This is a genomic window from Curtobacterium salicis (assembly GCF_011759505.1).
GTDB lineage: Bacteria > Actinomycetota > Actinomycetes > Actinomycetales > Microbacteriaceae > Curtobacterium > Curtobacterium salicis.
Map to the genome: position 1 here is coordinate 884,401 of NZ_JAAOYO010000001.1, position 13,392 is coordinate 897,792.

The window sequence follows — 13,392 nt, forward strand, 5'->3', positions numbered from 1 at the left end:
CCGAACGGGAGGCGCGCCCCGCCCGTGCGGATCCGGTTGCGTGGCAGCATGGCCGGTGACACGACCGTGGAGGGGAACGCGATGAGCGCCAACGGAACGACAGGGTCCGGCTTCGGTCCCGGAGCCGAGAACACCGGACCCGACAACGCCGGTGCGCTCCGCCGACGGATGGGCGAATCGGCGGAGGGCTTCCTCGGCAGCGCTGCCTGGGTGCCGTGGAAGGCCGCCGGTACGAGCGGTGAGCCCGAGGACGGCAGCGTCGCCCACGTCGTCATCCGCGACCGTCAGTTCGTGCCGGTCTTCACCGATCCTGCCGAACTGGCGACGAGCCTCCCGGGGTTGGAGGCACGCGCCATGCCGATGGCCGAACTCGTCACCGCACTGCCCGAGGACTTCGGGATCGTCGTCGACCCGACCAGCGCCGAAGCGGCGAACTTCCTGCAGGCCGACGTCGTCGCCGGACTGCGTGCCGGCATCGGCGGCGTGCCGCCCGAGGCTGACGAGGACTGACCGTGTCCGGCGACCTCACCCTGCCGCAGGCGTACGCGCTGCTGCTCCTGCGTCCGGACGGCAAGCTCGCCACCTCGACGCAGACCTTCGACCCCGGTGCTGCCGGCGCCGTCCTCGGCGACCTGGCCCTCCGCGGGCTGCTGCAGTTCGACGGCCGCAAGGTGATCGCGGCGAAGTCCGCCCCCGTCGGCGAGCCGGTGATCGACGGGATGAAGGAACAGATCGACCTCGCGCCCTCGCCCCGACGGCCGTCGTCCTGGGTGTCCCGGAACGCGAACGGTGCGCTGCGGGAGGCCGTGCTCGCCGGGCTCGTCGACAGCGGGCTCGTCACCCGGCAGGAGCACCGGGTCCTCGGGATCTTCCCGTCCACACGCTGGCCCGAGCGGGACGGCGGGCACGCGAAGCTCCTGCGTGGCGAGATCGGCGACGTCCTGCACTTCGGCGTCGCGCCCTCGCCGTTCGCGGTGGCACTCGTCGGGCTGCTCAACGCCACGAACACGCTGCGTGCGCAGTTCGGCAAGGTCGACCGGCAGCGCGTCAAGGCACTGACCGACGGCGACTGGGTGGCCGGCGCGGTCAAGACGGTCGTGCAGAGCCGGCAGGCTGCAGCGACGGCTGCCGCCGGTGCCGCGGGGGCGGCGGCCAGCTCGAGCTGAGGCCGCGAACGCGTCAGCCCCGCGGCGCGACCAGCTCGATGAACCGCGACAACAACGCCAGCCCCGGGATCGACGGTGGCAGCGCGGTGGTCAACGCCGGCGAGTGCACGAGGTACGCAGCCCACTTCGCCCGCGACAGCGCCACGTTCAGCCGGTTCGGCATGAGCAGGAAGTCGAGTCCGCGTGGGATGTCCGCCGCGGAGGACGCGGCCAGCGAGGTGATCGAGACCACCGCCTCCCGGCCCTGGAACAGGTCCACGGTCCCGACCTGCGTCCCGCGGAACCCCGCTCGGTCGAGAGCATCCCGGATGACCGCACCCTGCGCGTTGTAGGGCGCGACGACGATGACGTCCTCGTCGGTCAACTGACGCGTGCCGCGATCGTCGGTCCAGGTGCGGCCGACGACGTCGGCGACGAGGGCGACGACCTGCGCCGCTTCCTCCGGCGACGAGGTCGTGTTCCCCGCGTGCACGACCGGCACCGGGTGGACGCCGGGCTCGATCCCGTCGAGGTGCCGCCCGGACACCATCGACGCGAGCTGCCCGTCGTAGGACAACCCCGACACCGCCGCGGTCAGGGCCGGCTCCATCCGCCGGGTCCGGGCGAGGAAGTAGCCGAACTCCGGCGGCAGCATGTGCTCCCCGTCCGCCAGCCAGCCGAGCGCGGACTCGTCGACCGGCTCCGGGTGCGAGCCCTGCGACACCTGCGGCAGCTGCTGCGGGTCGCCGAGGAGCAGCAGGCGTGTGGCGGCGATGGCGGAGGCGATCGTCGGCGCGAGGGAGAACTGGCCCGCCTCGTCGACGACGAGCAGGTCCAGGGAGTGCCGGCCAATGGTCGACTCGTTCGCGAAGGTCCACGCCGTCCCGCCGACGACTCCCCCGGTGCCGCTGTCCGACCAGGACTGCAGGAACGCCGCGATCGCCGCACCGTTCTTCACGGGCGTCCACTCGGCGGCCTCGACATCCTCGGGGTCGGCGCCGCTCTTCGGCTGCTTCACCACCCGGTCGGCCGGCACGCCGGCGGCGATGACCGCGTCGAGGAAGTTCTCGCTCGTCGCGTGCGACTGCCCGACGACGCCGACCCGCCACCCGTGCTCACGCACGAGCTTCGCGACGACGTTCGACCCGACGTACGTCTTGCCGGTGCCGGGAGGCCCTTGGATCGCCAGGTACGACCGGTCCAGCCCCAGCAGGGTCGCCACCACCGCGCCCACCGTGTCGTCCCCCACGACCGGCGCGAGGGTCCCGCGCGGCGGCACCCGTCGGAGGAGGTCGAGTGCCGGGTCGGGCAGCATCTCGGGCAGGGCGTCGAGCACCTCGGCGCCCCACTCCGCGATCGCCTCGGGCTGCGGCTTCGCCCTGGGCGGCGACGAGGGCGCGAGCGCGACCGGGAAGTCCGCGTGGGGCTCTCCCCCGCCGACCGGCATGCGTTCGAGGAGGAGTACCTCGGTGGCGTCGCCGTTGTCCCACACCTCCAGGATCGTGGCGCGGTCGGTGGCGCCCTTCGAGCCGGGTCCGGGGGCGGTGATCGACGCCGGGAGTGGGTCGTCGTAGACGAGGTGGGGCGAGCCTCCTGGCCGGAGCCGCGAGCCGGGCGCGAGCGTCCCCGACATCCGGATCTCCCGGGACAGCGCGCGGGCGCGCGGCAGCGTCGCCCAGTCACGCTCAACGGACGCGCGCTCCACGACCAGGACGTCCCGGGTGTCGGCCCACTCGTCGACGGGATTGCGGAGCCGGTCGAAGTGGTCCTGCCAGAAGGTCTTCGCCTCGCGGCGGTGGTAGTCGATGGCGGCTGCGGCGAGCGCCAGCGCGGTCTGGTCGGGTGTGCGGTCGAGGGCGTCAACGTCCGCCGTCTCGGCGGCGAGCGCGACGTACACCGGGTTCGGCTCACGCTCGACCGGGAGGGGCGGCAGACCCTCCAGCTCGACCGTCGTCGTCGCGTCGGGCGCGTGCTCGGCGCGGAGGCCCAGCAACCAATCCCGCAGGCGCAGCGTCGACCGGCAGTCGTAGGCGTTGTAGTCGGCGACCTGGTCGAGCTGCCGCTGCCCCGCGACGGCGTCGCCGGTGCGGAGTTCGGTGATGGCGTCGACGTAGGCGGTGATGCTGTCGGCGGCGTTCGTCACGTCGCTCAGGCGCAGGTCGTCGCCCATGTACAGCGGCTCGAGCTTCTTGATCGAGTAGCTGCGGCTGCCGACGACCAGGGCCTTCCGCACGATCGGGTACAGGTCGACGAGGACGCCGGCGCGCAGCAGGTCGTCGACCGCGTCCTCCCCCACCCCGTGCCGGGCCGCGAGGGACAGCAGGTGCGTCCGCTCGTACGCGGCGTAGTGGTAGATGTGCAAGTCCGGGTACTGCTGACGGCGGTCTGCGATGAACGCGAGGAAGTCCAACAGCGCCTGTCGCTCGTCGCGGATCGTGTGTGCCCAGAACGCCCGGAAGTCGGCCTGGTCGTCGACGAGGCCGAACAGGTAGTCGAGGCCCCAGTGCACGCCGTCCTCAGTGTGCAGGGGGTCGCCCTCGAAGTCGAAGAAGACGTCGCCGGGATCGGCTGCGGGGATGGCGTCGAGGGCCCGTGCGTCCAGGACATCGAAGGCCGGCCCGCGGTTCGGGCTGGCAACGTCGCTGCGGTTGGCTGCGCGCTCCGTCTCGATCTGGAGGCTCGCCTGCCGCACCAGACGGTCCAGCGTCGTCTTCGACATGGTTGCCACCGGTGCGGTCCTGACCGCCAGGTCGTCGATCGAGCGCACTCCCTGCCGGATCAGCTTCGTCAGCTGGTCCAGGCGCATGCCGGCGACGAGGACCAGGTCGCGGTGTCGCTGCACCTCCTGCTGGCAAGCGGCGCACCGGCCGCAGCTGGAGTACCGGGGGTCGCCCCACTGCATCGGCTCGTCCGCGGCCATGCGCTCGGCGATCACCCGGATCAGCTCGGCCCGCTGCGTGCGGTACACCGGCACGATGTCGGCCAGGTCGTGCGTGGTCGTGGTGCGGTCGCCGAGGACCAGGTGCACCTGCTGCCCGGTCGGGATGCCGTGCGCGCGCATCTGCTCGGCGTAGGCGGCGAGCTGCAGCAGGGCGCTGATCTTGGCGTGCCGAGCGAGCTTGGTGTCGTAGACCTCGTACTCGCCGCGGTCGTTGCGGATGATGAAGTCCGCGAAGCCGATGAAGTCGTCGCTGTGGAACGTCGGTTGGTACAGGACGTCGGCGCCGTCGCGCATGGCCTGGAGCGCTGCCGCTGCGGCTTCCCGGTACTGCGGAGGGGCCGGACGGTCGAACTCCACCACGTCGTGGGACTGCTTGAGGATCTCGAGGTAGTCCAGCTCGTGCTGGTCCCCCAGGCGGGCCGTCCGATCGAGCATGTCGTCGTGCTCGTCGGGCAGGGGTTCGCCGCGGCCGAGCTTGGCGTCGAGGCGGCGGAGGAACGCCCACTCGCAGGTCGCCCACGTGGTGAGGTCGCTCGGGCTGAGCAGGGCTCGGCCGTCCTCGGTGATCTGCACTGCGCTCCCTGCTGTCGGTGTCGTTGGTGCCCCCGAACTCTAGGGCCGGCCGCCGACGCCGCCACAGCCCGGTCGCCGCGCCCCGATGGACCCGGGCCCCGTAGCGAGCCGGTTCGGCGATGCTAGTGTTCGCTGACATTTCAATGCAACAGATCGGGGGATCATGACCATCACCGTGCGCGACCTCTGCTTCGCCCATCCGCGGAGACCACCGCTCTTCACCGGGCTCGCACTCGAGATCCCTCCGGGCAGGTCAGTCCTCCTCGGGCCGAACGGCGCCGGGAAGTCCACACTCCTGGCGCTCGTCGCCGATGCGCTGCGTCCCTCGAGCGGGCGGATCAGCGTCGATCCGGTCGGCTCGCCCACCGCACGGGGCAATCGCCGCCGCTACCGCCAAGCCGTCAGTTGGCTCCCCCAGCAGAGCGTCGCCGTACCGGGTCTCACGGTGCGCGAGCACGTCGCCTACTTCGGCTGGCTCAAGGGACTCAACCGCTCCGACGCCTGGTCCCGAGCAGTCGGAGCCCTCACCTCCGTCGACTTGCTGACACGAGCCGATCAGCGAGCCTCGACGCTCTCGGGTGGGCAGATGCGACGCCTCGGCGTCGCCAGCGCGCTGGTCTCCGGAGCGTCCTGGATCCTGCTCGACGAGCCGACTGCCGGGCTGGATCCCGCGCAACGCAACCGGTTCACCCAACTGCTCCAGAGCCTCCCGGACGACGTCTCCGTCCTCGTCTCGACGCACCAGACCGAGGACGTGGCCACCACCGTCGACCATGTGACGGTCCTGGTCGACGGCCGCGTGCCGTTCGCAGGCACGGTCGGCGACTTCACCCGCCCCTTCGACGACCTCGGACCGGCTTCCGCCGTCGCCGCCGCGTACACGCACCTCGTCGGCGAGGACGACTGATGCGCCCGCTCATCCCCTGGCGGAGCCGCGCAGCGATCTGGTCGCTCCTGCCCGGGCTGGCAGGGATCGTCGGGTACAGCGTGCAGTTCGGATCCGAGACGACGGTCGTCGGGTACTGGCCCGCCGCGGGCGCGGCCGCAGCGATCTTCCTCATCTTCTCCTGCGCCGCCGCCGCGGTGGCCGGAGCATGGGAGGGCAGGCGACACCGCGCCCTCCACCTGGCGGTGCGGACCAGCGGCCGACCGGCAACCGAGGTCCTCGTGCAGCTCCTCTGGCCCCCGCTCGCGGCTGGTGTCGTCCTGCAACTCGTCGGGGTCGCGATCTCCGGCGCGCGGTCGTGGGGCTCGCCGGGAGGCCCGGCCCCCTTCGTGCTCTCGGCGTACGTCGCGATCGTCTTCTTCCACGCAGCCGTCGGCTTCGTCTCCGGCCGCTGGCTGCCGCCGGTCGCCGGACTGCCGGTCGCGCTGCTCGTCTCGTACTCGTGGCTGGGCTTCACGTGGGCAGTGGACTACTTCCCACTCCGCTACCTCGCCGGGTTGACGATCTCCGACTGCTGCTCGGTCGAGACCGTGCTGGACGACCGCGCTCCGGCCATCGCCCTCGGCTTCAGTGCGGTCGGCGGGGCGGCACTGCTCCTGGTGGCGGTGGCCGATCGCGCCGCCGGTTCGCGGCTGAGGCGGCACGGGGTCGCGTCCGGGGTCACGCTCCTCGCCGTCACGACGACCGTGTCCCTTCTGGCGGGATCAGGCCTCGGTGCGAGTCCGGTCCTCGAGCGCCCTGCCTCTCAGGCGTCGTGTTCCGGTAGCCGCCCGACGATCTGCTTGTTCCCGGAACAGATCCAGCGCTCTGACCCGGAACCCGTCCTCCGCCGGGCGGTGGACAACCTCGAGGCTGCCGGGATCGGGCTCCCCGCGACGATCCGGACGAGCAACGCACCGTCCACGCGCTCGACGTTGCACGTCGTCATCCAGGTCGAGATGTCGAACGCCGACATCGTCCACAGCCTGACGACGGCTCTGCTCCCCGGGGACATCGCGCCCTACTGCGGGTCGGAGCAGGACTACGACGAGCGACTCGAAGACGCCGCGCTCGTGGATGCGTGGCTGATCGGTGTCGCATCCTCGGGGATCGTCGAGGCGCGGGACGTGGACCCGGCGGTGGAGCTCACGACGCCGGGTGCGATTCGTCGGCTCCGGAGCGCGACGGACTCGGCACAGCTGCGATGGGTCACCGCGACCCTCGACCGGCTGCCGGACTGTGCCGCTTCCCGGGTCGCGGTGCCGTCCGCATGAGGTGGTGGATCCGGGTCCACCGAGTGCCGTTCGTCCTGACGTCGGCGATCGTGCTCACGCTCCTGTCGACCGCCTCGGGATCGTTCTCCCTGCTGTTCCCGTCGTTCGGGGGCACCACACCATTCGCCTCGATCCCCGTTGCCGCGGTCCTGCCCCTGCTGCTCACGATCGTGACGAGCACCTGTCTCGAACGGGCCCCCTCGCCCGCCGCGGTCCGTCGTACCGACCTCCTGCAGGTCGGCTGCATCGCCCTCGTCGTCCTGCTGGTCGGAGTGGTCTCGATGATCCTGATCGTGGCCGGCGCCGACCCTTCCGTCGCCTTGGCGACGGTCAGGAACACCGGCCTGTTCGTCGGCCTGACACTCCTCGCGCGAGCGTGCTCGGGCGAGCGACACCAGGCAGTGCCGGGCGTCGTCTACCTGTTCGTCGCAGCGTTGTTCGGTCGAGGAACACCGGGGCACCCGGCGCTCTGGGCCGGTGTCGTCACCACGGACACCGACCCTGCGTACTGGCTGCCGACACTGGTCGCGGTCACCGCAGCTGCGGTCCTCACCGGGCGTCGGCTCCTCGGCGACCGGTGACGACGTGCACGATCCCTCCCTTGCCGTACCGTGGCCGCATGGGACCCGGGGGCACCGACACGGAACTGCTGCGGAAGAACGCGAACCTGCTCGTCGACCACGGCGCGAAGGACCAGTCCGTGGCCGCCGAGCTGGGCCTGCTCGTGCCGGGGCGGAAGGGCACAGAGGGCATCGGCGGCAAGCTCGTCCTCACCCCGACCGCGCTCTTCTTCGAGGCGCACGCGGTGAACCGCGTCCGCCCGCAGTTCGGCTTCCCCCTCGGCGAGATCACTTCGCTCAGTGATGTCTCACGGGGGCTGTCACGCCAGCTCCGGGTCGAACTGCGGAGCGGTGTGTACGGGCGCTTCGCGGTGTGGGGCGTCCCGGGGCTCATCGCGGCGATCGAAGAAGCTCGCACCGCGCTCTGAGCTGAGTCTGCCGCGCCGCCTCACGACTCCAGGCGGACGAACCTCGATCCGTCGTACCCGTCACGCGAGACGTGCGCGGTGAAGTCCGCGAGCGTTCGCACCCAGTGCCCGTGTTCGCCGTACAGCGCTTGGTAGACGACAACCGGCTCCTCGGTCTCGACGTCCTTCGCCATGAGCACCACCTGGTACTCACCGCCCTTGAAGTGCCGGTACCGCCCTGGGGTCACGTCGTCGCTCATCCTCCCGATGCTATTGACGCGGAGGCCCCGGCGTCACGCAGCTCCTCACCTCGCAGATGAGAGCGGGTAGCGGTGGCCGACAACCTGGCGGCGTCAGCGTGAACCCGACCGACCAACGCTGATGAGGGTCACCGCGCCACCGAGAAGAGTGATGAGAGCGGAAACTCTGCCTGTCGCAGTGTCCCAACTCGACCAGAGACCATCGAGGTCGACTGGGTGATCCGCCAAAAGGAGGAGCACGATTCCGAGGGCACCCAGAGCAAGTGTCGACCAGTGGGCGACCCGAAGAGCGATTTGCTCAGTCGTCCGGTGGTCCGGAATCACCATCGCCTGCAACTCAGGTACCGGACGACTTACCGTCGTCGGGTTGAACGCCACGGCCACCAGGTCAAGCCAACGCGTCGACCAGGCTCGCCAGTCGCTGTCGGCTCCGTGGTCCTGAGTCGCCATCGCAGCGCGGTCACGAACGGCAGGTTGCAGGCGGGAGAGCCAGAGCTGCTGCTCTGCTACCGGCCGACGAGAGAATCTATCGGCACGGAATCGCGCGACCAGCACCGCCTCGACCGCTGCACTCCGTCGCGCTGCGATGTCCTGATTGTTGGAGCGCTGAACGTCTCGCTCCAACCGGGACCCGGCCAGCGCAACCTGCCACTCAGTGCTCGCCCGGCTTCGCCATATCCACCGAGAGAATCGCAACGTGGCGAGCAGAGGTGAGCACGACACGAGGAGAAGTGAGACCGCCGCGAACGGCACGGCGTCGACATCCCGCAGGATCGAGAACAGGTACCCGGTGAAGTAGAGGTCGCCAAGGGTCGCGAGCACCGCGGAGGACCAGACCGCTGTGAGAAGTCGTCGTTGGAGTGAGGCACTTGCTCGGGCGAGAGCCAGGTTGCGCACAACAAATCTCGGCCAAGGTCTTGAGCTCACTGCAGCGGATGGAGGTGTCTCCGCAAGGTAACGACGTTCAAGCCAGCCGAGTGCGCGACCAGACGATCCGGCGAATGTGAGCATGACCACGAAGTAGATGGTCAGCGCCCACAGCGAAAGCGGGACCATCAAGATGTTGACCGCGTTGGAGGGGCTATCGAAGAATGCAACAGCCGGACTCAGCGCCGAAGGAGACATGGGAACGATCGTCGTGATGGCCACCGACACCCGCAGCTGGTACTGAGCCGGTCATGGTCCATCTCGACCCTGATCCTGTGCGTCGTAGTCGGATCCCTTGAGGTCGGCTTCTTCGCCGCGATCCTGTCGTCCAGCACGTCGCCGATCTGGGTGCACAGTGTCCGCGTTGCTCCTCGGCGTCGGCATCGTCGCCTTGCCTGCTTGATCCGCCAAGGAGCCGCACCACTGTCGTCGGTGAGCTACAGACGTCCGACCCAGCCTGCGTCACCAGCGTCGCCGTGATCTGAACCACTCCGAGCAGTCGGCGGAGTGCGGAGCCGCAGGGAGCGCGGCCTGCACCTGCTCCTGCTGCTCAGCTCGGCATGAGCCACGGCTCCACCCGGACCACGTCACGCCACCTCGTCCCCAGCACCTCGCGGATCTCGTGCGTCGATACCGGGAGCAGCGTGCCCACGAAGGCATCCAGCCCTGCCCCCGGCACTTCAGCGACGCGTACTTCGTAGGGCAGCCAGGCGTCCGGGACTCGATCGAGGCAGTCGAACACCTCGTCGATGTCGAACGAACGGATGCGTTCGGAGGCGGCAGGAGGCGCTGCTCGGCCGAGGCTCCGGACGACTCGCCCGATCCTCCCGTGTTCTGGGAACGCCTCGACCACCTCGACCTCGACCGTATGGCGATCGTCTGCAGCCACAGCGGTCACTTGAGGATCGACGTCAGCCCACCAACGCTGCGGATCCGGAGACAGGAGGTATCGGTCGGCCCCACCCGTGGGCTCAGCCACGACGATGCCGGCTCGGCGCACGAGGAACACGTCCGCACGCATCAGCGCCACGTCATCACACCCACTGCTCTCGGTACGTGTAGAGCCACCAACGTCCGCAAGGCTTCCGGCAGGAGATCGCCTTGACGTCACGGTAGTGCTTCATGACGGTACGTCCGCGGGCGAGGCACGTGGCTTGCGATGAGTAGTTGGTCCCGTCCCAGCGTTGCCAGACGTAGGACCACCGGTCGATCGTGATCTGGTCGCTTGCCGCTGGATGGACCGGCGCCGGAGTCGCTTGAGCCTGACCTGCCGGCTCGACCCATGGGACTCCGGCAGCCACCAACCCAACGGCGAGGGTCAGGGCGAGTCGGAACCGGAGACTGTGCTTCATCGCGTTGTTGTTCATGCCTCCAACCTGGCCGCACCTACCATTTGATGTATCAACATCACGTTACGAGGTGATTTCGAACAGTTCATGACACCTTCGAGGGCTACCGCGTCTGTCGACACTGCCTTCGTCACGGGACTCAACACCCTTGGGTTCGGCGGGCCGGGCGACGTAGTGTCCAGACCATGACCGTCGCCCTCTCACTCGCGATCGTCGTCGGCGTCCTCGCCGTCGCGACGGTCCTCGGCCTGCTGCTCCGCAGCCGCACCGGCCGAGCACGAGTGGTCGCCTCCGGCGTCAGCGGTGCGACGACAGTTGGCGACCTCGCCGACCGGGAGGCGTTCGGCACCGCCGCCACGCTCCTCCAGTTCTCGACGCCCACGTGCGCACGCTGCCCCGCCACGGCGCGGCAACTCGACGCGGTCGCCGCGTCGAAGTCGACGACGGCCGAAGGTCCGGTCCGTGTCCGCCGGCTCGAGATCGACCTCGCCGAACGCCCGGAGCTCGCCCGTCGCTTCGACGTGATGCAGACCCCGACCGTGCTCCTCGTGGACGGAGCGCAGACCGTCCGTGCCCGCTTCGGTGGACCGCCCCGCCAGCCCGAACTCATCGCCGCGCTCGACGCCGTCCTCACTGAGGAGCACCCATGACCACCAGCCCCGCGCCCTCCCGAGGTCTCGACCCGCGTTCGCCCCGCTTCGGCGCCGCGATCACGACGGTCCTGCTCGCGCTCGACATCGTTCTCACTTTGAACGACGGCACGCGGACGATCGGCATCGTCCTGCTCGCCGTCATCGCCGCGCTCTTCGCCTGGGGCGGCCTGGCCGGCATCGCCCGCCACCCGTACGGCGCCGTGTTCCGCCGCCTGGTGCGCCCCCGGATCGGCCCGCCCGCCGAACTGGAGGCGCCCGAACCCCCGACCTTCGCCCAGCGCGTCGGTCTCGTCGTGACCGGTGTCGCACTCGTCCTGGCGCTGATCGGCGTCCCCTACGCCGCCCCGGTCGGCGCCGCCGTCGCCCTGGTCGCCGCGTTCCTCAACGCGGCGTTCGACGTCTGCATCGGGTGCCTGATGTACGTCTGGCTCGTGCGCGTCGGCGTCTTCCGCGGTCGCAGCAGCGTCGCGTAGCACCGGGTCCGGCGTCGGAAACTCCCCCCACGGCAGCTTCCGACGCCGACCCCGGTGCCACAGGTCAGCGCCCGCCGACCGCCTGCTCCGACATCGCCACGAGGTCGTCCGCTCGCAGCTCCGGCCACCCATGCAGCACGGCTCGCCATTCCTCCGGCAGCGCCGCCGCCCCGTACAGCGCTCCGGCGAGGCCGCCAGCGATCGCCGCGACCGTGTCGGTGTCGTTGCCCGACCGGACCGCGCGGACGAGGGCGTCCTCGAGCGAGGTCGACGAGCGCACCGCCGCGTAGGCCGCCTGCAGCGCCGACACGACCCACCCGTTCGTCGCGGTGAAGGCCACCGGTTCCGCGTGTTCCGCTGCGACGAGTCGCTCCGTCCACGTCCGTCGAGCCGCCGGTGCGAGCAAGTCCAGCCCCCGCAGGACGTCGAGTTCGCCGTGCAGCACCGCGTGCCGGATCGCGACGCACCACAGCACGCACGCGTCCCCCGCGTCCGCTTCGTGGTGGGTCAGGTCGCTGACGGCGCGGGCCGCCGAGGCGAGCCGCTCCTCCTCACCGTCGTCCCCACGCAGGTACGCGAGGACCAACGGCACCGTCCGCATCAGCGACCCGTTGCCGGCCGACCGGCCGGTCGACTCGTGCACCCGCCGGGCAGCGAGCCGGCTGGCGGCGGCGGTCCGCGCCTCCAGTCCGGACAGGACGCGTCGGGTCTGGATGCCGACGTCGGGTGCGTCCAGCGCCCACTTCGCCCAGGCGGCGACCAAGCCGTCGAGGGTGGCTTCCGCAGCCGGGTCGCCACCTCGAGCGACGGCCTGGAGGATCGGCACGGCCATGCTCGTGTCGTCCGTCCACTCCCCTGGTCGCCACCCGAACGAGCCGCCACCCTGCATCAGGATCGGCGTCGGTTCCGGGACGGGCGGGCCGAACTCGTAGCCGGCGCCGAGGGCGTCGCCGGCAGCGGAGCCGACGACGGCGCCGACGGCGCGGTCGAGGATCGAGGTGTGCTCGGTCATGGCGAGACCTCCGGATCGAGTTAGCGCAGTTCCGCGCTAACCCGATCTTGCACCGGCCAGGTGATTAACGCAAGTGCGCGTAAACTCCTGCTCGTGGCTGACACCGAGTACCGCGACCCGAGCGGCAAGCGCCTGGCGGATTACCCGCACCCCTCCGTGGCGGTCGACACCGCGGTCATGACCGTCGTCGACGGCGAGCTTTCGGTGCTGCAGGTCCGCGATGCCGTCGATGGTGACTGGCGACTGCCAGGGACGTTCGTGCACGAGGGGGAACGCCTCGCAGACTCGGTTCTGCGGTCCCTGCGCGAGAAGGCCGGCGTCGAGGGGCTCGCGCCGCGGCAGCTGCACGTCTTCGATGATCCGGCGCGGGACTCGCGGGGTTGGGTGCTGTCGGTGGCGCACCTCGACGTCGTGCCCGCGGCCTCCCTGTCGATCGACTCCGGGCGGGCGCACCTGGCGCCCGTCGCGGCAGCGGGGGCGATGGTGCACGCGCACGACGACATCCTCGAGTACGCGGTGGCACAGTTGCGGGAAGACCATCGGGAGCGGCCGGACCCGCACGGGCTGCTCGCGGAGCCGTTCACGATGACGGAGCTGCGGCGGTTGCACGAAGTGGTGCTCGGTGTGGAGTTGCAGCCGGACACGTTCCGGAGGGCGATGGTGGGGCGACTCGTCGTAGCCGAGGGGAAGCGAGCGGAGGGGCCGGGGAAGCCGGCGGGGTTGTATCGGCGGGGTTGAGTGCGGCAGTGACGCGGCGCTCGTCGTCGCGCCCCTGCCTTTGCGTTCGTGACGTCCCGCGTAGCGGTAGACGTGCATGCCCGGGTGCTGATAGCCGAATGATGGCGAGTGGTTCGGGCCCGAGGAAGCGGCTGCACCGACTTCGTCCCGCCCCG

General features: G+C 70.4%; 14 protein-coding genes. 9 read left to right on the forward strand and 5 right to left on the reverse strand.

Going from position 1 to position 13,392, the window contains the following annotated elements; all coding sequences use genetic code 11:
* Nucleotides 1–81: 81 nt before the first annotated feature.
* Nucleotides 82–510: an SseB family protein gene (locus E9228_RS04175; RefSeq protein WP_166779278.1), complete on the forward strand. Its 429-nt coding sequence runs from the start codon at nt 82–84 to the stop codon at nt 508–510.
* A gap of 2 nt (nt 511–512) precedes the next feature.
* The gene (locus tag E9228_RS04180) at nt 513–1,166 is read left to right on the forward strand and encodes a GPP34 family phosphoprotein (protein ID WP_166779279.1); all 654 of its coding nucleotides are present in this window, start codon (nt 513–515) and stop codon (nt 1,164–1,166) included.
* 13 nt (nt 1,167–1,179) lie between these two features.
* On the opposite strand, the gene E9228_RS04185 is transcribed toward E9228_RS04180, so the two are convergent.
* The gene (locus E9228_RS04185) at nt 1,180–4,659 is read right to left on the reverse strand and encodes a TM0106 family RecB-like putative nuclease (RefSeq protein ID WP_341849762.1); all 3,480 of its coding nucleotides are present in this window, start codon (nt 4,657–4,659) and stop codon (nt 1,180–1,182) included.
* Nucleotides 4,660–4,822: 163 nt separating this feature from the next.
* Here E9228_RS04185 and E9228_RS04190 point away from each other — a divergent pair, with 163 nt between their 5' ends.
* The 4 genes from E9228_RS04190 to E9228_RS04205 are packed head-to-tail and all read left to right on the forward strand — an operon-like array spanning nt 4,823 to nt 7,846.
* Nucleotides 4,823–5,566 carry an ATP-binding cassette domain-containing protein gene (locus E9228_RS04190; RefSeq protein ID WP_166779280.1) on the forward strand — a complete coding sequence of 248 codons (744 nt, stop codon included), beginning with the start codon at nt 4,823–4,825 and terminating at the stop codon, nt 5,564–5,566.
* Nucleotides 5,566–6,858: a DUF7224 domain-containing protein gene (locus E9228_RS04195; RefSeq protein ID WP_166779281.1), complete on the forward strand. Its 1,293-nt coding sequence runs from the start codon at nt 5,566–5,568 to the stop codon at nt 6,856–6,858. The genes E9228_RS04190 and E9228_RS04195 overlap by 1 nt, the downstream gene beginning before the upstream one ends.
* Nucleotides 6,859–6,881: 23 nt before the next feature.
* The gene (locus tag E9228_RS04200; RefSeq protein WP_166779282.1) at nt 6,882–7,439 is read left to right on the forward strand and encodes a hypothetical protein; all 558 of its coding nucleotides are present in this window, start codon (nt 6,882–6,884) and stop codon (nt 7,437–7,439) included.
* A 38-nt stretch (nt 7,440–7,477) separates the two neighbouring features.
* Complete coding sequence (locus E9228_RS04205; RefSeq protein WP_166779283.1) at nt 7,478–7,846, forward strand: hypothetical protein; 369 nt, start codon at nt 7,478–7,480, stop codon at nt 7,844–7,846.
* A 20-nt stretch (nt 7,847–7,866) separates the two neighbouring features.
* On the opposite strand, the gene E9228_RS04210 is transcribed toward E9228_RS04205, so the two are convergent.
* The 3 genes from E9228_RS04210 to E9228_RS04220 all read right to left on the reverse strand — a co-directional run bounded on the left by E9228_RS04210 (nt 7,867) and on the right by E9228_RS04220 (nt 10,042).
* On the reverse strand, nt 7,867–8,085 hold the full coding sequence (locus E9228_RS04210; RefSeq protein WP_166779284.1) for a DUF1653 domain-containing protein: 219 nt from the start codon (nt 8,083–8,085) through the stop codon (nt 7,867–7,869).
* A 93-nt stretch (nt 8,086–8,178) separates the two neighbouring features.
* A complete protein-coding gene (locus E9228_RS04215; protein ID WP_166779285.1) occupies nt 8,179–9,240 on the reverse strand; it encodes a hypothetical protein in 1,062 nt (353 codons plus the stop codon).
* Nucleotides 9,241–9,562: 322 nt separating this feature from the next.
* Nucleotides 9,563–10,042, reverse strand: coding sequence for a hypothetical protein (locus tag E9228_RS04220; protein WP_166779286.1), 480 nt, complete (start codon nt 10,040–10,042; stop codon nt 9,563–9,565).
* A gap of 504 nt (nt 10,043–10,546) precedes the next feature.
* Between E9228_RS04220 and E9228_RS04225 the strand changes: the two genes are divergently transcribed.
* Together E9228_RS04225 and E9228_RS04230 are read left to right on the forward strand one after the other, a co-directional pair.
* Entirely contained in the window at nt 10,547–11,011 is a 465-nt protein-coding gene (locus E9228_RS04225; protein WP_166779287.1) for a thioredoxin family protein, read from the forward strand.
* Complete coding sequence (locus tag E9228_RS04230) at nt 11,008–11,487, forward strand: DUF4395 domain-containing protein (RefSeq protein WP_166779288.1); 480 nt, start codon at nt 11,008–11,010, stop codon at nt 11,485–11,487. Before E9228_RS04225 ends, E9228_RS04230 begins: the two co-directional genes overlap by 4 nt.
* 64 nt (nt 11,488–11,551) lie before the next feature.
* Here E9228_RS04230 and E9228_RS04235 read toward each other — a convergent pair whose 3' ends face one another.
* Nucleotides 11,552–12,499, reverse strand: coding sequence for an ADP-ribosylglycohydrolase family protein (locus E9228_RS04235; RefSeq protein WP_166779289.1), 948 nt, complete (start codon nt 12,497–12,499; stop codon nt 11,552–11,554).
* A 177-nt stretch (nt 12,500–12,676) separates the two neighbouring features.
* Here E9228_RS04235 and E9228_RS04240 point away from each other — a divergent pair, with 177 nt between their 5' ends.
* Nucleotides 12,677–13,237 (forward strand): NUDIX hydrolase, encoded by a 561-nt coding sequence (locus E9228_RS04240; protein ID WP_252727546.1) that lies wholly within the window; start codon nt 12,677–12,679, stop codon nt 13,235–13,237.
* Nucleotides 13,238–13,392 lie beyond the last annotated feature (155 nt).

Bases quoted from the DNA above. Each gene is read 5' to 3' on its own strand.
- E9228_RS04225 (WP_166779287.1), top strand. From the start codon at position 10,547: ATGACCGTCGCCCTCTCACTCGCGATCGTCGTCGGCGTCCTCGCCGTC.
- E9228_RS04195 (WP_166779281.1), top strand. From the start codon at position 5,566: ATGCGCCCGCTCATCCCCTGGCGGAGCCGCGCAGCGATCTGGTCGCTC.
- E9228_RS04240 (WP_252727546.1), top strand. From the start codon at position 12,677: ATGACCGTCGTCGACGGCGAGCTTTCGGTGCTGCAGGTCCGCGATGCC.
- E9228_RS04210 (WP_166779284.1), bottom strand. From the start codon at position 8,085: ATGAGCGACGACGTGACCCCAGGGCGGTACCGGCACTTCAAGGGCGGT.
- E9228_RS04230 (WP_166779288.1), top strand. From the start codon at position 11,008: ATGACCACCAGCCCCGCGCCCTCCCGAGGTCTCGACCCGCGTTCGCCC.
- E9228_RS04235 (WP_166779289.1), bottom strand. From the start codon at position 12,499: ATGACCGAGCACACCTCGATCCTCGACCGCGCCGTCGGCGCCGTCGTC.
- E9228_RS04190 (WP_166779280.1), top strand. From the start codon at position 4,823: ATGACCATCACCGTGCGCGACCTCTGCTTCGCCCATCCGCGGAGACCA.
- E9228_RS04205 (WP_166779283.1), top strand. From the start codon at position 7,478: ATGGGACCCGGGGGCACCGACACGGAACTGCTGCGGAAGAACGCGAAC.
- E9228_RS04175 (WP_166779278.1), top strand. From the start codon at position 82: ATGAGCGCCAACGGAACGACAGGGTCCGGCTTCGGTCCCGGAGCCGAG.